This is a genomic window from Acidithiobacillus sp. 'AMD consortium' (assembly GCF_008926505.1).
In the GTDB taxonomy this organism is placed as follows: Bacteria; Pseudomonadota; Gammaproteobacteria; order Acidithiobacillales; family Acidithiobacillaceae; genus Acidithiobacillus; species Acidithiobacillus ferridurans.
This window is the reverse complement of the sequence record NZ_CP044411.1, coordinates 2916059-2933811: the sequence shown is the minus strand read 5'-3', so window position 1 is coordinate 2933811 and position 17753 is coordinate 2916059. Positions and strand designations below refer to the sequence as shown.

Here is a 17753-nt window from a genome sequence, read left to right as displayed (position 1 = left end):
GCGTAACCTGGTCAGAGGGTCTGAAGGTGAACGGTGCTTTGCCCCGGCGCTGCCAAGTGCAGTGGCACGCGGCAGCAGAGGGGACTCGCTTCCCGCAACGGGAAGGGCGTTTCACCATAATTCTCCGTCCGTGGAGTATATCCAGTTGCAGCGGTACATGCCAGCACGTCGCTATGGCCGACGGATTTTCGGCGGCGCGGCGGTTTCCTGGTAAATTAGAGACAGAATGCTCCTGAAAAATAATACGTACATTTATTTTTTGTATTGTAAAACATCTACATTAACATTTGTTTTATATTGACTTTTATTTATTAAAACGCGATTTATATCTGCAGTATGACAGTTATCATGTCCCTTGTGTTTTCAGGTGGGTATGACTTTTATGACATAGACAAATTACTGTTAAATAGAATATAGTGCTTTAATGAAAGGCGGTTGCGGGTGAACTGGTGTCCGATGCGGGCGGGGTGAGAGGCGGGCGTCGACGATGATGGGCGCGGTAGTGATCACCGGGGCGGGTAGCGGCATTGGCCGGGCGCTGGCGCTGGCCTATGCGGAGCCGGGGCGAGTGGTCCTGCTCCTCGGGCGTCGCCGGACGGCTTTGCAGGAAACGGCCGTTCAGGTGTGCGCGCGGGGTGCGCGGGCGGAGTTGCAAACGGTCGATGTCTGCGACGGCGCCGCCCTCGACCGGATTGCAGCGGATTTTGCCAGAGACTTCGGACCCGTCGCCGTGCTGATCGCCAACGCGGGCATCAGTCACGGCACGCTGACGGCGGAACCGGCGGATCGCACCGTTTTCGCTGAAATCGTGGCCACCAATCTGATCGGAGTAGAGACGACCTGCGGCGCCTTCCTGCCCTATCTGGCGCCACAGGCGCGGATTGTGGGCATCGCCAGCGTCGCCGGTTTTCGCGGACTGCCGGGTGCGGCGGCGTATTCAGCGTCCAAGGCGGGAGCGATAGCCTACCTGGAGAGCCTGCGCCTGGAACTGCGAGATCGCGGCATCCGCGTGTGCAGCATCGCCCCCGGCTATGTGGCCACGCCCATGACCGCGGAAAATCACTACCCGATGCCCTGGTTGATGCCGGTGGACCAGGCTGCGGCGAAAATGCGGCGAGCCATCGACCGGGGTCGGCCATGGTGCGTTCTGCCTTGGCAGATGGCGGTGCTGGGCACCCTCCTGCGGCATCTGCCCATAGCCATCTATGACCCGATTTTTGCCAGGGTAGCGGGAAAACAGCGGAGGACGGGCGATGACGCGGCGGAATCCTGACCCACGTGGCGGTTGGAGCCGCCTTCTGGATGAAGAAAGTTTTCCACAAAGACGTTAAAACAGCAGTTAAGGGGATTTGTTGGGAATCATGTTTCATTAGTTTTTATATATTACTGTTATGCATGCAAATTATTTTTTGAATGGCCATTTTTCCCGGCGTGGGGATATCCTTGTCATGACGGAATCACTGCTACGGGCAAAGTATCCACAAAGTTATCCACAGGTTTTTGTACCAGACTAGAGCCCCGTAATGGTTGTTGGTGCATGCCCCTTTGATTTGGAGGATTCAACCCTGATGGAATCCCGTCATCCGGAAGCGGTGGGTCCTTTGCCCGTCGTTCTAACTATTGCCGGCTCCGATCCCAGTGCGGGTGCGGGCTTGCAGGCCGACCTGCTGACCCTGGCCAGCCTGGGGGTGCATGGCTGCACGGCGGTCACCGCGCTGACCGTTCAGGATTCGGTGAATGTCCGCGGCTACACGCCGGTCGATCCGCGGGATACCATAGCCCAGGCCCGTGCCGTGCTGGAGGACATGTCCGTACAGGTCATCAAGATTGGGATGCTGGGCAGCGCGGCTATGGTGGCGGCGGTGAGCGCGCTGTTGGCGGACCATTCGCAGATTCCCGTGGTACTGGACCCAGTGCTGGCGGCCGGAGGCGGCGCCGCCCTGGCCGGGGCCGGATTGCGCGAAGCCCTGGTGGCACAATTGCTGCCCCGAGTGACCGCCATGACGCCCAATGGCCCGGAAGCGCTGGCCTTGTCGGGCGCCGACGATTTGCGGGCGGCGGGTGTTTGGCTCAACCGCTATGGAGCGGAGTGGGCGCTGATCAGCGGCGGGCACGGCGAGGAGCCGGAACTGGAGAACCTGCTGTTTCGGGGCGAGGTCTTGCGACGCACTTTCCGGCAGGCGCGCCTGCCCCACAGTTACCACGGTTCGGGATGTACCCTGGCGGCCGCGCTGGCGGCGGGTCTGGCACATGGTTTGACCATGGAGGACGCCGTGGCGCGGGCACTGGATTTTACCCATGCCTGTCTGGTCCATGCTTACCCGCTGGGGAAAGGGCAGTATTTTCCGGACCGGTTCTTTTGGGCGCGCAGGCATCGGGAGGGGGCCGGGTGGCCGGAGATAACCATTTGATTTCTGGGCTATATGCCATCACCGACGCGCATCTGATGCCGGAGCCGGTTTTCCTGGCGCGCGCCGAGGCGGCGCTGCGCGGGGGGGCGCGCATCCTGCAATACCGGGATAAGGGCGATGCCGTGACCGACGCGCGGCGACGGCGCATGCAGGCGGGCGCCTTGCGAGAACTATGTGCGCAGTACGACGCCCTGTTCGTCGTCAATGATGATCCCCGGCTGGCACAGGCTGTCGGCGCTCCCGCCCTGCATGTGGGGGCAGAAGATGCGCCCCCGGCGGCATTGCGTGCGCAATTCGGCCGCGCCATACTCATCGGGGTTTCCTGCTATGGATCGGTGCCGCAGGCGCAGGAGGCGGCGACGCGGGGGGCGGACTACGTGGCCTTCGGGTCCTTTTTCGCCTCTCCCAGCAAACCGCAGGCGCCGATGGTCAGTGTGGATGTCCTGACGGTGGCGCGCGCGATGATCGACCTGCCCATTGTCGCCATCGGCGGCATCACGGAGGCCAATGGGTCTGCCTTGATTGCGGCTGGTGCGGATGCCCTGGCGGTAATTTCCGGCGTTTTCGCCGCAGAGGATGTGGAAGGGGCGGCACGACGCCTTACCGCCCTGTTCAGTAACCGTAAGGAGTGATGATGACGCAGACTTCACACGCGCTGTTCCAGATGGCGCAACAGTGCATTCCGGGCGGGGTGAATTCACCGGTCCGGGCCTTTCGCGGTGTGGGCGGTGACCCGATTTTCATCGACCACGCCGAAGGACCCTTCGTCTGGGATGTGGAAGGCAAGCGCTATCTCGATTATGTGGGCTCCTGGGGACCGATGATTCACGGCCACGGCCATCCGGAGGTGCTGGCGGCGGTGCATGCGCAGGTGAACAAGGGGTTGAGCTTTGGTGCGCCCACCGCCATCGAGGTGGAGATGGCGGAACTGGTCTGCGCTCTGGTGCCGAGTATCGAATCGGTGCGCATGACGTCCAGTGGCACCGAGGCGGTGATGACCGCCATTCGTCTGGCGCGCGGTTACACCGGGCGCGACAGGATCATCAAATTCGAGGGCAATTATCACGGTCACAGCGACAGTCTGCTGGTAAAGGCCGGGTCCGGGGCGCTGACCCTGGGGCAGCCTTCCAGCGCCGGGGTTCCGCGCGAGGTCAGTCAGAATACCCTGGTGCTGCCGTATAACGACCTCCCGGCGGTGGAGGAAATGATGTCACAGTTCGGCTTCGATGTGGCCACCATCATTGTCGAGCCGGTGGCTGGCAATATGGGCTGCGTGCCGCCGGAGCCGGGCTTTCTGGAAGGGCTGCGCGCCGTTTGTGATCAATACGGGTGTATGCTGATCTTCGACGAGGTGATGACCGGATTCCGGGTGGCCGTGGGAGGCGCACAGGCGCTCTACGGGGTACGGCCCGACCTGACCACGCTGGGCAAGATCATCGGCGGCGGTCTGCCGGTGGGTGCCGTCGGCGGTCCACGGGAAGTGATGGAATATCTGGCACCCATCGGACCGGTATATCAGGCAGGGACACTATCTGGCAATCCGGTGGCCATGGCCGCCGGACTGGCGACCCTGCGGCTGCTGACGGTGCCGGGTTTCCATGAGCGCCTGGCGGCGCAGACGGCGGTGCTCTGCGACGGCCTGGCCGAGCGGGCGGAAGCCGCGGGCGTGCCGATGCAGATCAATTATGTGCCGGGCATGTTCGGCTGGTTCTTTGCGGAACAGCCGGTGCGCGGTTTTGATGCGGTGATGGCGGCCGACAGCCAACGCTACGCCCGCTTTTTCCACGGCCTGCTGGCGCGCGGGGTGTATCTCGCCCCCAGCGCCTATGAGGCGGGTTTCCTCTCGGCAGCCCATGGTGATACCGAGATCGCCGCCACCCTGGATGCCGCCGAGGCCGTTCTGGCCACTCTCAAGGAGGACGTATGAGCACCCTGTTCAGCCGCATCATCAACGGTGAAATCCCGGCGCAGAAAGTGCTGGAAGACGATCGTTATCTGGCCTTTCTCGATATCCGCCCGGTACGGCCGGGGCATACCCTGGTCATTCCCAAGGTGGAGCACGATTATATTTTTACGCTGGACGACGCAACCCTGGCGGGGCTTCTGCCCTTTGCCAAACGCGTCGTGCCGGCGCTGGAGCAGGTCACCGGCTGCAAGCGGGTCGGGATCATGGTGGCGGGGCTGGAAGTGCCCCATGCCCATGTGCATCTGATCCCGATGAACGCCATCCCGGACCTGAGTTTCGCTAACGCCAGAGATACCCCGGCGGCGGAGCTGGCGGCGATGGGGGATAGGATACGTGCGGCGTTGCGGGGTTAAGCGCGCAACGCATTTACACAGAGGGAGGGGGTACCGTTGCGACGGGGGAAAACGGCCCGGCAAGGGTTGTGGCTGGGCTTGGTGTCCTTGTGCATGATGGCCGCGGGCGCGTGGGCGCAGGCCGCCGGGACAGGCTGCCCGGTTGCCGTCGACATCAATCACGCCGATGCGGCCCGGCTGCGCTGCCTGCCGGGCATTGGCGAAAAACGGTCCGCCGCGATCATCGCTTTTCGGGAGGCGCATGGCCCCTTTCCCGGCCCCGCCTCCCTCGCTGCGGTGCTTGGTCCCAAGATGGCGCAGACGCTGCGCGCGAGGGTGGTGGTGACCCCGGTTTCGCGGTGAGCGCCGCCGTGCCGCCCTTGACAGAAAAAACCGCGCTGTTAAGGTGAATAACCCTTTCTTCTCCTGATCATCATCAGAGCCGCCGAGCCGATATGCCGCACTCCCTTCGCATTGGTACCCGTGCCAGCCCGCTGGCCGTCTGGCAGGCAGAGCACGTTCGCGCTGCCCTGTTGCGGCTTCACCCGGGGATGGCGGTCGAGATCATCACCATGACCACCAGCGGCGACGTTCTTCTGGAGGCACCCCTGCATGCGCTGGGCGGCAAGGGCCTCTTTGTCAAGGAAATCGAGGATGCCCTGCAGCAGCGGCGGGTGGATGTTGCCGTGCACTCCATGAAGGATGTGCCGGCGCTACAGCCGGATGGTCTGGAAATCGTCGCCATCATGGCCCGGGAGGATGTCCGGGATGCTTTCGTCAGCAATACCTTTCTGCATCCCGACGCCCTGCCGGTGGGTGCACGGGTGGGAAGCTCCAGCCTGCGGCGGCGGGCGCAATTACTGGAGCGCTACCCCCATTTGCGGGTCGATGACCTGCGCGGCAATGTCGCTACGCGCTTGCGTAGGCTGGACGAGGGGCATTATGACGCGATCATTCTCGCCGCTGCGGGCCTCAAGCGCCTTGGTTTGCCAGATCGCATCACCCATCTGCTGGACATCGACTGCTCTCTGCCGGCGGTGGGGCAAGGGGCCATAGGCATCGAGGCGCGCCGCGACGACGGGCGGACCCGGGAACTGCTGGCACCCCTGGCCGATGCCGATACCCAGAACTGCGTGCTGGCGGAACGCAGCATGAATCGGGTGCTGGGCGGGGATTGCCAGCTCCCGGTGGCGGCGCTCGCCCGATGGCAGGGCCCGCAGATGCTCCTGCGCGGGCTGGTCGCCACCCCCGACGGGCGCCGGGTACTGCATGCCGAGGCGAGGGGCAGCGACCCCGTCGCCCTCGGCATGGCCGTCGCTGCGGCCTTGGTCGCGCAAGGGGCGGCAGAGATTATCGAGGATGTCCGGAACCCATGAACAGCACCATCCTGCGAGGCAAGGGCATCGTGGTTACCCGGCCGCGCGCGCAGGCCGGCGAGATGCTGACCTTGTTGGAGGCGCAAGGCGCGCGCGCCATACTGTTTCCCGCCGTAGAGATCGAGGCGCCGGAGAACTGGCAGTCCCTGGATGACGCCTTGCATCGGCTTGTGGCCTATGACTGGGTGATTTTTTCCAGCCGTAATGCCGTCGCCTTCGCCCTCAGTCGCCTGCAGAGCCGCAACCTGTCCTGGCCGGTGGGGCCGCGCATTGCGGCGGTGGGACGGGAGACCGCCAAGGCGTTGCGTGAGTTTGGTCTGCAGGTCGACCTGGTCCCCCGGCGTTTCAGCTCCGAGGGTTTGCTGGAAAGTCCAGAACTGCTGGACGTGCGTGGGCAGCGCATCGCGCTGTTTGCCGGTGATCAGGGCCGGGAGTTGCTGGAGAAGACCCTGGATGAGCGGGGAGCCATCACCGACCAGGTGCTCTGCTACCGGCGCCGGTTGCCCGGCACCAACCCGACGCCGTTGCTGCATGCCTGGGCGCGTGGCGAGCTGGATGCAGTCACCGTGACCAGCCCGGAGATCTTCAATAATTTCTATCAGATGGTGGGGGGGCTGGGGCAACGCTGGTTGAAAAACACGCCCATCATCGCCATCAGCCCCCTCACCGCTGAGGCCGTCACCACGGTCGGTCTGCCCGCCCCATGGATCGCCCCGGAGGCCAGTACGGCTGGCATGCTGGCGGCGCTGACGGTGTGGGCGCAAGGCCTGGCGCCTGCCCCATGAACCCGCTCGATCCGCCGTCTCGCCGCGATTTGTGTTCGTATTCCAACTGCTCAAGGACTGTTCTCACATGAACCTGTTCAATCCGTCGTCCGGTCACCAGCCTCGCCGCCTGCGCCGCCATCCGGCCATGCGCCGGATGTTGCGTGAACACCATCTGCGCGCCGCCGATTTCATTCTGCCGGTTTTTCTGGTGGAAGGCGAAGGCGTTCGCACGGAAATCTCTTCCATGCCCGGCGTCTTTCGCCATAGCATCGACTCCGCGCTGCAACTCTGTGCGGAGGCGGTGGCGCGGGGGGTCTCCGGGGTGCTGCTGTTTGGCGTCCTGGAAGAGCACTGCAAGGATGCCACCGGCTCCGCCTCCTGGGACGCGGAGGGGTTGGTGCAACGGGCGATTCGCGCCATCCGCAGCGGATATCCGCAATTGCTGATCATTGCCGACGCCTGCTTTTGCGAATACACCGCCCATGGCCATTGCGGTGTGCTGGATGCGGGCGGTGACCGGGACGATTACGCCACCCTGGAAAACCTGCAGCGGCAGGCCATTTCTTATGCGGAAGCGGGGGTGGATGTCGTCGCCCCTTCGGGCATGGTGGACGGCATGGTGATGGCGATCCGCGAGGCGTTGGACGCAGCGCGGCATCCGCAGGTCAGCATTCTGTCCTATGCGGTCAAATACGCCAGCGCTTTTTATGGACCTTTCCGCGATGCAGCCGACAGCGCGCCCCAGTTCGGGGACCGCAAAGGCTATCAGATGGACCCCGCCAACCGGCGTGAGGCCTTTCGCGAAATGGCGCTGGACATCCAGGAGGGCTGCGACATGGTGATGGTGAAGCCTGCCATGGCGTATCTGGATATCATCCGTGACCTCCGCGAGCGCTGCGACCTGCCGGTGCTGGCGTATCAGGTGTCCGGTGAATACAGCATGCTGCAGGCCGCCGCACGGGCCGGCTGGCTGGATCTGCAGAGCAGTGTCCTGGAGTCCCTGCTCGGCATCAAAAGGGCCGGGAGCGACGCCATCATCACCTATTATGCCCTCGCTGCAGCCGATTGGTTGGGATGAAGCCATAGGATTCTTCGCGCCGCTATCGGACGTTCTGTTCCGGATACGTTGGTTTGGCGCCGCCGCACCTGGCGGTATGATGCGCGTCCTGCGTTTGCGGCCGGAAGACCTCGATACCCTGTTCCCCTGGGTCTTGCTCTCCGTGGCCATCAATATGCTGGTCTGGCTGTTGCTGCTGGGCGGGCTGGATGGGTTGCCGCCGCAAAAAACGCCCGTCAGTTCGCTGGTGGAAATTTCCCTGATGCCGAGCCTGCTCCATCCCCGAATGACCTCCCCCGCGAGGCCCGCGCCGCGCGGTCCGGACGGCGATCTTCCCGTCAGCCGGGAGCGTGCGCCGGCAACGGTACCAGCGGCAGCGCGGGCAATCGCACTGAATGCCTATCTGAAGGACTGGGAAGGCCGGATCATGGCGTTGGCCCAGAAACGTCTCCTCGGAGGAAGTCATCCCGACGTACCTCAGGGGCGTGTCGTCGTCGCCGTCACCATCGCCCCCGACGGGCGGCTGCTGGCGATCGAGATGCAGCAGGGATCGCGGAATGCCGCGCTGGTACATGCCGTCGATACGATCATCCGCCAGGCGGCCCCCTTTCCACCCCTGCCCGCCATCTGGCAATCCCCACCCACGCCGCTGCGTATCGTGCGCACCTGGAGCTTCGAATAGGCAACCCGCGTGCTCAGGGCGTTGCCACCGGCGCATCCACGCGTTCCAAATCTTCCAGGCTTTTCTGCCGCGATTCCACCCCATAGATGAGGGTGGTGAACATGCCGAGCAGGGACACCAGGGCCATGACCAGCAGCACCAGCGGTATGCCCCAGCTTTTCTCCAAAATCGGAAACAACAGCGCCGAAACGAAGGCCCCCAGGCGGGAAAGTCCCGTTGCCAGCCCCGCCGCGCTGGCACGCAATTCCGTCGGAAAAATTTCTACGGCCAGCGCGAAAACCGTCACTCCCGGACCGATGCCCACCCCCAAGGAATAGACCGCGGCACCCCCATAAATCCCGGCAACCCAGCCATTCCAGGAGCACAGCGCGAACAGCGCCAGGCCGAGAGACATCATGCCGAACCCGGCGCTTTGCAGGGGGATCCGGCCCCAGCGGTCGAGGCGGGAGAGAATATAGAGAATGCCCAGGGCGGAGATCACCAGAAAGACGGCGTTGATGGCGGCGGCCATTCCGTTACTGCTGGCGAGGCCGTTGCTGCGCAACACCAGGGGAAAATACAGGCCAATGCCCAGGCCCACCACATCCAGACAGAACCAGGGGAAGATGCTGAGCAGCAGCCGACGCAACCAGACTTTACGCAGCAGCACCCGCCACGACTGGCGATGCCCCTGAAAAGTCGCCAACTGTGCGCCGAGTTCGGCGGGTGTGCTCTCGGGGGACAGCCGGGCCAGGGCCGCGCGGGCCGCGTCGGTATGCCCGTTTCGCGCCAGCCAGCGCGGTGACTCCGGCAGGCCGCGCCGCAACCAGAGCAGGGCAAGTGCGGGGACCACTGCACTCCCCAGCATCCAGCGCCAGGAGTCATCGCCAGTAAACAACAGGACCCAGCCGACGCCGGTGGAGAGCAGGGCGCCGACATACCAGGCCAGATTTACCCGGGCGAAACGATTTCCCCGATTGGCGGACTGGCTGTATTCCGCAACGATGGTGGCCACCAGCGGATAGTCGAGGCCGATGGCCAGCCCGGTCAGAAAGCGGCCCAGAAAAAGCACGGGGACATCCGGGCTGAGGGCGCTGACCAGGGCCCCGATGACGTAGAGGAATATGTTTGGGAACAGCAGCTTGCGGCGGCCGAACCGGTCGGTGAAGACGCCGCCCGCCAAGCCTCCCAGCAAAGACCCGAGTAACGCCATGGCCATGAGCGGCCCGGTCTCGGTCGCGTGCAGATGCCAGGCGCTGTGCAGGGGAAGGAGCACCACCGCCATGATGCTGAGGTCGTAGCCGTCGAGCAGCATTCCCAACATGGCGGCGCCCAAGGCGTGGCCGCGTTGCCTGTCGGCAACAGGCACGGAGGGAACGTTTGCGGTGGGCAGGCCACGTTGTCTGTTCATGAAAATCCCCTGCCAGGCCGGTCGAACGGAGGGACTAGCTTATGCCGTCGGGGTGCCATCGCTCAAGCCATTATCGCACGGCACCCCTGGATATCTTGCCCCGGCGCCCCAGGATACATACAATCACTGCGGTATCGACAGAGTAACGACCATAAAATTTCCGCCCGTGGACCATTTCAACCAACCTGAGGCCCGCAATGCATCGTAAAGGGATCATCCTCGCCGGCGGTTCCGGTACCCGACTCTATCCGCTGACCCAGACCGTCAGCAAGCAGCTCATGCCGGTCTATGACAAGCCCCTCATCTACTATCCCCTGGCAACCCTCATGCTGGCGGGCATCCGGGAGATGCTCGTCATCTCCACTCCCGATGATTTGCCGCGTTTCCGGCAGTTGCTGGGAGATGGAAGCCAATGGGGCCTGTCCTTCGCGTATGCGGAGCAGGCACGCCCGGAAGGGCTGGCCCAGGCTTTGCTGATTGCCGAGGACTTCCTCGCGGGGGGCCCCTCTGCGCTGGTGCTCGGCGACAATGTCTTCTACGGTCACGAACTCAGCGAAACGCTACAGGCCGCCAACGCCCGCAATACTGGCGCCACCATCTTCGCCTACCATGTCGCCAATCCGCGTGCCTATGGCGTCGTCGAGTTCGATGCCGACCACCAGGCCGTCGGTCTCGAAGAAAAACCGGACGTTCCGCGCTCGTGCTACGCGGTAACCGGGCTGTATTTTTATGACGGAAGTGGCAGTCGGATGGCCCGGGAAATCCAGCCCTCGGCGCGCGGCGAACTGGAGATCACCGACCTCAACCGCCTCTACCTGCAGGAAAAACGTCTACAGGTGGAGGTGCTTGGTCGCGGTACGGCCTGGCTCGACACGGGCACCCACGCGGATCTGCTCAACGCCGGCCAATTCATCCGCACCTTGGAAGAACGCCAGGGACTCAAAGTCGCCTGCCCCGAAGAAATCGCCTACCGCATGGGCTACATCGACGGCGAAGCCCTCAGCCGCCTCGCCGCTCCGTTGCAGAAAAGCGGCTACGGCGACTATCTTTTGCGGGTTCTCAGCGAAGGGTGTCGGCCATGAAAGTCGAAGCCCTCACCATCCCCGGGGTTCTCCTCATCACCCCCAAGGTTTTCGGTGACGTCCGGGGATTTTTCATGGAAAGCTGGAACCGGCGCGCCTTCGCTGCGGCCGGGCTGGACCTCGACTTCGTGCAGGACAACCACAGCCGTTCCCAGCAGGGCGTCCTGCGCGGGCTGCATTATCAGATTCATCAGCCCCAGGGCAAACTGGTGCGTGTCGTGAGCGGTGCGGTTTTCGACGTGGCGGTGGATCTACGCCGTTCCTCGCCGCATTTCGGACGATGGGCTGGCGCCACACTCTCTGCCGAAAATCAGCAGATGCTCTGGGTACCTCCTGGTTTCGCCCACGGCTTTTACGTGCTTAGCGAGTCGGCGGACTTTCTCTACAAAACCACGGAGTTTTATGCCCCGGAAGCGGAGCGCTGCGTGATCTGGAACGACCCGGATATCGCCATCGACTGGCCCCTGGTGGATGGGAAGCCACCCCTGCTGGCCACCAAGGATGCCGCCGCGCTGCCTTTATCGGAGAGCGAGACTTTTCCGTGACGCCCCTGACGTGCGCCGGGCAGTCACCAACTCAAGGCGCCCGCCCGTAGCGGTCGTCGAAGCGCACGATATCATCCTCGCCCAGATACTCGCCGCTCTGTACCTCGATCATGACCAGATCGATGACGCCGGGGTTGAGCAGACGATGGGGGGTGCCGGCGGGGATATAGGTGGACTCGTTGGTCTGGACCAGATGTTCCGCGCTGCCGTTAACGATCTTGGCGGTGCCCGAGACTACGATCCAGTGTTCACTGCGGTGGTGATGCATCTGCAAAGAGAGCGCCGCACCCGCTTTGACCAGAATGCGCTTGATCTTGAAGCGGGAGCCCTCCTCCAGCACCGTGTAAGTACCCCAGGGCCGGTGGACGGTGCGGTGCAGATTGCCGGCGTCGTGGCCGCGGTGCTTGAGTTCGGCGACGATCTTTTTCACCTCCTGATCGCGGTCCTTGCGGGCGACGAGGAGCGCGTCGGGTGTATCCACCACGATCAGATCCTCCACGCCCAGCAGGGCGGTCAGGCGGTCCGCGCTATGGACGATGCAGTGTTGCGCATCCTCCAGCACACTCTCCCCCAGCACCCGGTTACCGCTGCCATCCTCGGGGATCAGGGCGCCGAAGGACGTCCATGAGCCGATGTCGCTCCAGCCGAAATCGCCGGGCACTACCGCCACCCGGTCGGCGTGCTCCATGACGGCATAATCCACGGAGATATCCGTCACTTGCGCGAATGCCGGCGCCAATTCACGGAAATCCGCCTCGCAGCGCCCCTCGGCCCAGGCGGTGCGGGTATCCTCGCCGACCTGCGGCTGATGGCGCGCAAGGGCGGATAAAAACGCATCCGCGCGGAAGCAGAACATGCCGCTATTCCAAGTATAATCCCCCTGGGCCAGAAAAGCCGCCGCCGTAGCCGCATCGGGCTTTTCGACAAAGCGGCGCACGGCAAAACCCAGTATCTCACCACTCCGGGTCAGGGCTTCCCCACCTTCGATGTAACCATAACCGGTCTCCGGCCAGGTGGGAGTGACACCGAAGGTCACCAGATAGCCTTCTTCGGCCAGACGCTGCGCCCGGGCGACCGCGGCGGCAAAGGCGGCCTGATCCTGCACCAGATGATCGGCGGGGAGTACCAGCAGGGTGGCTTCCGGCCCGACCAGGGCTTCCGCCTGCAGGGCGGCGGCGGCGATGGCCGGCGCCGTGTTGCGGCCCACCGGCTCCAGCAGGAAAAATGCCTCCCGCTCCGCCGCTCCAGGCACCTGCGCATAGACGTCCCGGGTCTGGAAGTAATATTCCCGGTTGGTCACGGTGAGGAAACGGGTCACCCCCGGCAGGGCCAGCGCCCGCTGCAGGGTCTTTTGCAGCAGCGTCTCGCCATCGGGCAATGGCAGGAAGGGTTTGGGATGGCTCTGGCGCGACAGCGGCCAGAGCCGCGTGCCAGCGCCGCCGGAGAGGATGACGGGGATCAGGGGGTTCATTCCACCACCTCTCCCGCCACGCGCCGCAGATCCGCTTCGGCCATCATCCGCACCAGGGCATCGAAGCTGACCTCGCGCTTCCAGCCCAGCTTCTGCTGGGCCTTGCCGGGATCACCGATGAGGATGTCCACTTCGGCGGGACGGTAGAAGGCGGGGTTGACGCGGACGATGACCTTGCCGCTTTTGCGATCGACGCCCTGGGTCTTTTCCGCCTCGCCCCGCCACTCCAGATCGAATCCCGCATGGGCGGCGGCCTTCTCGACAAAGGTGCGCACCGTCCAGGTCTCGCCGGTGGCGATGACATAATCATCGGGCTGCTCCTGCTGCAGCATCAGCCACATGGCGCGCACATAGTCGCCCGCATAACCCCAGTCGCGTTTGCTGTCGAGATTGCCCAGCTCCAGCACGTCCTGTACACCCTGACGGATGCGCGCCAGCGCCAGGGTGATCTTGCGGGTGACGAACTCGGTGCCGCGCAAGGGGGATTCGTGGTTGAAGAGAATGCCGCTGGAGGCATGCAGGCCGAAGCTCTCGCGGTAGTTGATGGTGATCCAGTGGCCGTAGAGCTTGGCGACGCCGTAGGGGCTGCGGGGATGAAAGGGCGTGCGCTCGGACTGGAGCGGTTCCTGAATCTGCCCGAACATCTCGCTGGTGGAAGCCTGATAGAAACGCGCCTGGGGGTTGACGATGCGGATGGCCTCCAGCATTTTGACCACGGAGGTGCCGGTGACCTCGGCGGTCAGAATCGGCTGATCCCAGGAAGTGGCTACAAAGCTCTGGGCGCCGAGGTTATAGACTTCCGTCGCCTGGGATTTTTCCATGGCGCGGATCATGGAGGACAGATCGATGAGGTCGCCGTCCAGCAGGCGCACCTGATCGGCGATGCCCAGTTCGTGCAAGCGGCCGGTGGTATCGGTGCCGCGGCGGGCGATGAGGCCATAGACCGTATAGTCTTTTCCCAGCAACCATTGCGCCAGATAGGCGCCGTCCTGGCCAGTGATGCCGGTGATGAGGGCGTGCTTCGTCATTGCAATTGTTTCTCCCAGTCGTTGAGTAAATCCTGAAGGCTTTGCTCCATGGGTATCAGCGGTTGCCAACCGGTGTCCCGTTGTAAAGCAGCAAAGCTCGCGACCATGCGCCGCTGTTCCGCCGGACGCAGGCGGGTCGGGTCCTGCTCGACCGTGGCTTCGACACCGGCAAGGGTGAGCAATTGCCGGAGCAGGTCGCGGATACGGTATTCCCGTCCGGAGCAGACATTATAGATGCCGCCGTTCTGACCTTTTTCCAGCAAGAGGGTGTAGGCGCGTACCACGTCGCGCACATCCGTAAAATCACGGGTGACGTCGATATCACCCACCTGCAGGACCGGTGCGCGGCGCCCCATGCGGATCTCCATCACCTGCCGGGCGAAGTCGGCGATGGCGAAATGGGAACTCTGGCCGGGGCCGATATGGTTGAAGGGCCGCACCATGATGATCTCAAAGCCGGAAGTCTGGCTCCACTGGTAGCAGAGCGCCTCGGCGGCCACCTTGCTCACGGCATAGGGATTACGGGGACGCAGGGGATGATCCTCGCGCACCGGCAGATCGGCCTCCGGGACCCGCCCGTAGGTGTCGCCCGACCCGACAAAGAGCATGCGCCCCATAAATCCGGAGGACTGCAGCGCCTCCAGCAGATTCAGGGTGCCATAGAAATTGATGTCAAAGGTTTCGCGGGGGTTCTCGAAGGAGGCGGGCACAAAGCTCTGGGCCGCCAGATGCACGACGGCATCAGGCCGAATGGCGGCCACCGCGGCAGTCAGGGCGGCGTGGTCGCGCAGATCCAGCCCATTGGGCAATGGCACGCCGGGCAGGGCCGCCTGCACATACTGGCCGACGAAGCCGTTGGCGCCGGTAAGCAAGAGTTTCATGCGTCCATCATTCCTTATACATTCGGAGGTAGACCGGCTGATCAGCATGATACCTGGCGTTTGCGGGGCAGCGCGTGATACAGCAGACCACCAGAATAATGCCCGAATTCCCGGGAAAGATCGACTGCTTGCACCCGGTTGCGAGATCGCATCCTCTTTACCGGTGGATTCTCATGGAGCCAACGTCCTTTAATCCCGATGGCGACCATAGGTGTAGTGGGCGGCGCAGGCACCCTCTGAGGAGACCATGCAGGAACCCACCGGGCTTTCGGGCGTGCAGGCGGTGCCGAAGAGTCGGCAGTTCCGGGGCTCCTTGGCGCCGCGCAGAATGGCGCCACACTCGCAGCCCTTGTGGTCGGGCACCGCCCGGTAAGGGATGGGGAAACGGCGCTCGGTGTCAAAGTCGCCGTAGGCGGCGTTGATGCGCAGTGCGCTGCGGGGGATGCTGCCGAGGCCACGCCACTCGAAGGCGGGCCGGGGTTCCAGTACCTCGGCTATCAGCGCCTGGGCCTTGGGGTTGCCGTCGCGACTCACGGCGCGGGTGAATTCGTTCTCCACTTCCGCTTGTCCGGCATTGATCTGGCGGATCAGCATGAGGATGGACTGCATCACATCCAGGGGCTCGAAGCCCGCGATCACCACCGGCCGATGATACTCCTCCGCGACAAACTCATAGGGTCGGCTGCCGATCACGGTGCTGACATGGGACGGCCCGATGATGCCGTCCAGCCGCGCCCCCTCCGGCGCGGTCGAATCCAGGATGCCGCGGATGGCGGCAGGGGTCAGCACGTGGTTGCAGAATGCCGTGAAGTTTTTGACCCCCGTGGCCTTGGCCTGGCGGAGGACCGCGGCGGTGGGCGGGGTGGTCGTCTCGAACCCGATGGCGAAGAAGACCACCTCCCGATCCGGGTTCTCCCGCGCAATGCGCAGGGCATCTAGGCTGGAATAGACCATGCGGACATCGGCTCCGGCGGCGCGGGCCTGGAGCAGGCTCCGGCGTTCCGATGCTGGGACGCGCAGCACGTCGCCATAGGTGCAGAGGATGACGCCATGATCCAGCGCCAGGGCGATGGCGCTGTCGATGCGGCCGATGGGCAGGACGCAGACCGGGCATCCGGGTCCGTGGATCAGGTGGACATTGGCCGGCAGGAGGTCTGGGATGCCATGGCGGGCTATGGCATGGGTGTGGCCCCCGCAAAACTCCATCAGATGATAGTTTCGGCGGGAAGAAACCTCGGCGGCGATGGCGCGCGCCAGACTGCGGCCCAGGGTGGCGTCACGGAACTCGTCGACATATTTCACCGCTCGGTTCCTTCCCTGGCGTCCAGCCGGGTGGCCAGTTCCGCGAAAAGGGCCAGGGTCCGTTCGGCCTCCTCCGGGTCCAGCCGGGTCAAAGCATAGCCCACGTGGAGGATGACGTAATCGCCCTCCCGGACGCCGTCCACCAGGGCCAGGGAGATCTCCTTGCGCAGGCCGCCTATCCCGACCACCGCCATCTCGTTGTCCAGCAATCGTTCAACCCGCACGGGGACCGCCAGGCACATGATCTTGCTCCTTATTACCGTATGGCGGCCGACGCGAGCCCGGCGCCCCTTTCGATCCAGTCCAGCCACGCGGTCATGCCGTCGCCGCGGAGGGCGGAAACCTGCAGGATTGAGAGTTTGGGATTGATCCGTCGGGCATAGTCGATGCAGACGTCCACATCAAATTCCAGATAGGGGAGCAGGTCGACCTTGTTGAGGAGCATGAGGTCGGCGGCATGGAACATGTCCGGATATTTGAGGGGCTTGTCCTCCCCTTCGGTTACCGACAGCACCACCACCTTGTGGCTCTCCCCCAGATCAAACGCCGCCGGGCAGACCAGGTTCCCGACGTTTTCGATGAAAAGCACCCCGCCGGCGGCGGGCTGTAACTGTTCCAGTGCATGTCCCACCATGTGGGCGTCCAGGTGGCAGCCCTTGCCGGTGTTGATCTGCAGTGCGGTTACTCCGGTGGCACGGATGCGCTCAGCATCCCGGCCTGTTTGCTGATCTCCTTCGATCACCGCCACCGGCAGCCGGTGCTGCAGGGCCTCGACGGTGCGCACCAGCAGCGTGGTCTTGCCCGAGCCGGGGCTGGAGACCAGGTTCAGCGCAAAGATACCCCGCTCGGCCAGATAGCGGCGGTTGGCGTCAGCGTGGCGCTGATTCTTGGCCAGAATGTCCTGTTCGATCCGCACCATGCGCCGTCCGTCCATGCCAGGGGCATGAACGTGGGCCGGCTGGGACTCGTCTCCATGCCTATGCCGCCGGTTACCCTCGTAGTGATCGTGCCCCTCGGTCTTCACCTCGCTACCGCCGCAACCACATGTGGTACACATCATTCCACCTCCAATTGCTGGATACGCAATTCCTCTCCCGCGATGACCTGCAGCTGACGACTGCCGCATTGGGGGCAGGCATCGAAATATTGCCCGATGGCGACCTTTTCGCCACAGGGAAGACACCACGCCTGGGCAGGCACCGTCACGATTTCGAGATGGGATCCCTCGGCCAGGGTGCCACGCGTGACGACATCGAAATGGAAGCGCAACGCCTCCGGTTCCACGCTGGCCAGGGTGCCGATCTCCAGGCAAACCCGATGTACCCGGATAAAGCCCTGGATCCGGGATTGTTCCTCCAGGATCTGGAGAACACCTTCGCACAAGGAGAGTTCATGCATACCGGCACGGGCCTTCGGGGGCGGGAGGCCTCACCGGAGACATCAGATGTTCCCGTTCCGTCTGT

20 protein-coding genes are annotated in these 17753 nt (G+C 63.8%); 12 read left to right on the top strand and 8 right to left on the bottom strand.

The window, feature by feature from the left end:
* The first annotated feature begins 487 nt into the window (after positions 1-487).
* The 10 genes from F6A13_RS15280 to F6A13_RS15235 all read left to right on the top strand — a co-directional run bounded on the left by F6A13_RS15280 (position 488) and on the right by F6A13_RS15235 (position 8591).
* Positions 488-1273 carry an SDR family oxidoreductase gene (locus tag F6A13_RS15280; protein ID WP_126604726.1) on the top strand — a complete coding sequence of 262 codons (786 nt, stop codon included), beginning with the start codon at positions 488-490 and terminating at the stop codon, positions 1271-1273.
* A 295-nt stretch (positions 1274-1568) separates the two neighbouring features.
* Positions 1569-2411, top strand: a complete 843-nt coding sequence (gene thiD, locus F6A13_RS15275) for a bifunctional hydroxymethylpyrimidine kinase/phosphomethylpyrimidine kinase (RefSeq protein WP_126604727.1) — start codon at positions 1569-1571, stop codon at positions 2409-2411.
* A complete protein-coding gene (thiE, locus tag F6A13_RS15270; protein ID WP_126604728.1) occupies positions 2390-3043 on the top strand; it encodes a thiamine phosphate synthase in 654 nt (217 codons plus the stop codon). Before thiD ends, thiE begins: the two co-directional genes overlap by 22 nt.
* Positions 3044-3045: 2 nt before the next feature.
* Positions 3046-4338, top strand: coding sequence for a glutamate-1-semialdehyde 2,1-aminomutase (gene hemL, locus F6A13_RS15265; RefSeq protein ID WP_126605690.1), 1293 nt, complete (start codon positions 3046-3048; stop codon positions 4336-4338).
* Positions 4335-4730, top strand: coding sequence for an HIT family protein (locus F6A13_RS15260; RefSeq protein ID WP_113527336.1), 396 nt, complete (start codon positions 4335-4337; stop codon positions 4728-4730). The genes hemL and F6A13_RS15260 overlap by 4 nt, the downstream gene beginning before the upstream one ends.
* 36 nt (positions 4731-4766) lie before the next feature.
* Positions 4767-5072 carry a ComEA family DNA-binding protein gene (locus F6A13_RS15255; RefSeq protein ID WP_225981873.1) on the top strand — a complete coding sequence of 102 codons (306 nt, stop codon included), beginning with the start codon at positions 4767-4769 and terminating at the stop codon, positions 5070-5072.
* 92 nt (positions 5073-5164) lie between these two features.
* The gene (gene hemC, locus F6A13_RS15250; protein ID WP_126604729.1) at positions 5165-6085 is read left to right on the top strand and encodes a hydroxymethylbilane synthase; all 921 of its coding nucleotides are present in this window, start codon (positions 5165-5167) and stop codon (positions 6083-6085) included.
* Positions 6082-6870, top strand: coding sequence for a uroporphyrinogen-III synthase (locus tag F6A13_RS15245; RefSeq protein WP_126604730.1), 789 nt, complete (start codon positions 6082-6084; stop codon positions 6868-6870). The genes hemC and F6A13_RS15245 overlap by 4 nt, the downstream gene beginning before the upstream one ends.
* A gap of 67 nt (positions 6871-6937) precedes the next feature.
* On the top strand, positions 6938-7930 hold the full coding sequence (gene hemB / locus F6A13_RS15240; RefSeq protein WP_126604731.1) for a porphobilinogen synthase: 993 nt from the start codon (positions 6938-6940) through the stop codon (positions 7928-7930).
* A complete protein-coding gene (locus F6A13_RS15235) occupies positions 7899-8591 on the top strand; it encodes a TonB family protein (RefSeq protein WP_126604732.1) in 693 nt (230 codons plus the stop codon). The genes hemB and F6A13_RS15235 overlap by 32 nt, the downstream gene beginning before the upstream one ends.
* 13 nt (positions 8592-8604) lie before the next feature.
* Here F6A13_RS15235 and F6A13_RS15230 read toward each other — a convergent pair whose 3' ends face one another.
* Entirely contained in the window at positions 8605-9981 is a 1377-nt protein-coding gene (locus tag F6A13_RS15230) for an MFS transporter (RefSeq protein WP_126604733.1), read from the bottom strand.
* Between the two features lie 197 nt (positions 9982-10178).
* Here F6A13_RS15230 and rfbA point away from each other — a divergent pair, with 197 nt between their 5' ends.
* Both rfbA and rfbC read left to right on the top strand, forming a co-directional pair.
* Positions 10179-11063: a glucose-1-phosphate thymidylyltransferase RfbA gene (gene rfbA, locus F6A13_RS15225; protein ID WP_151528400.1), complete on the top strand. Its 885-nt coding sequence runs from the start codon at positions 10179-10181 to the stop codon at positions 11061-11063.
* Positions 11060-11608: a dTDP-4-dehydrorhamnose 3,5-epimerase gene (gene rfbC / locus F6A13_RS15220; RefSeq protein WP_126604734.1), complete on the top strand. Its 549-nt coding sequence runs from the start codon at positions 11060-11062 to the stop codon at positions 11606-11608. Before rfbA ends, rfbC begins: the two co-directional genes overlap by 4 nt.
* A gap of 31 nt (positions 11609-11639) precedes the next feature.
* On the opposite strand, the gene F6A13_RS15215 is transcribed toward rfbC, so the two are convergent.
* From F6A13_RS15215 to hypA, 7 genes are all read right to left on the bottom strand, one after another.
* Positions 11640-13079 carry a mannose-1-phosphate guanylyltransferase/mannose-6-phosphate isomerase gene (locus tag F6A13_RS15215; protein WP_126604735.1) on the bottom strand — a complete coding sequence of 480 codons (1440 nt, stop codon included), beginning with the start codon at positions 13077-13079 and terminating at the stop codon, positions 11640-11642.
* Positions 13076-14107: a GDP-mannose 4,6-dehydratase gene (gmd, locus tag F6A13_RS15210; protein WP_126604736.1), complete on the bottom strand. Its 1032-nt coding sequence runs from the start codon at positions 14105-14107 to the stop codon at positions 13076-13078. The genes F6A13_RS15215 and gmd overlap by 4 nt, the downstream gene beginning before the upstream one ends.
* A complete protein-coding gene (locus tag F6A13_RS15205; protein WP_126604737.1) occupies positions 14104-14988 on the bottom strand; it encodes a GDP-mannose 4,6-dehydratase in 885 nt (294 codons plus the stop codon). Before F6A13_RS15205 ends, gmd begins: the two co-directional genes overlap by 4 nt.
* 189 nt (positions 14989-15177) lie before the next feature.
* Positions 15178-16290 carry a hydrogenase formation protein HypD gene (gene hypD / locus F6A13_RS15200; protein ID WP_126604738.1) on the bottom strand — a complete coding sequence of 371 codons (1113 nt, stop codon included), beginning with the start codon at positions 16288-16290 and terminating at the stop codon, positions 15178-15180.
* Positions 16287-16532 carry a HypC/HybG/HupF family hydrogenase formation chaperone gene (locus F6A13_RS15195; protein ID WP_113527324.1) on the bottom strand — a complete coding sequence of 82 codons (246 nt, stop codon included), beginning with the start codon at positions 16530-16532 and terminating at the stop codon, positions 16287-16289. Before F6A13_RS15195 ends, hypD begins: the two co-directional genes overlap by 4 nt.
* Before the next feature lie 14 nt (positions 16533-16546).
* Complete coding sequence (gene hypB, locus F6A13_RS15190; RefSeq protein WP_126604739.1) at positions 16547-17350, bottom strand: hydrogenase nickel incorporation protein HypB; 804 nt, start codon at positions 17348-17350, stop codon at positions 16547-16549.
* Positions 17347-17688: a hydrogenase maturation nickel metallochaperone HypA gene (hypA, locus tag F6A13_RS15185; RefSeq protein ID WP_126604740.1), complete on the bottom strand. Its 342-nt coding sequence runs from the start codon at positions 17686-17688 to the stop codon at positions 17347-17349. Before hypA ends, hypB begins: the two co-directional genes overlap by 4 nt.
* Between the last annotated feature and the right edge of the window lie 65 nt (positions 17689-17753).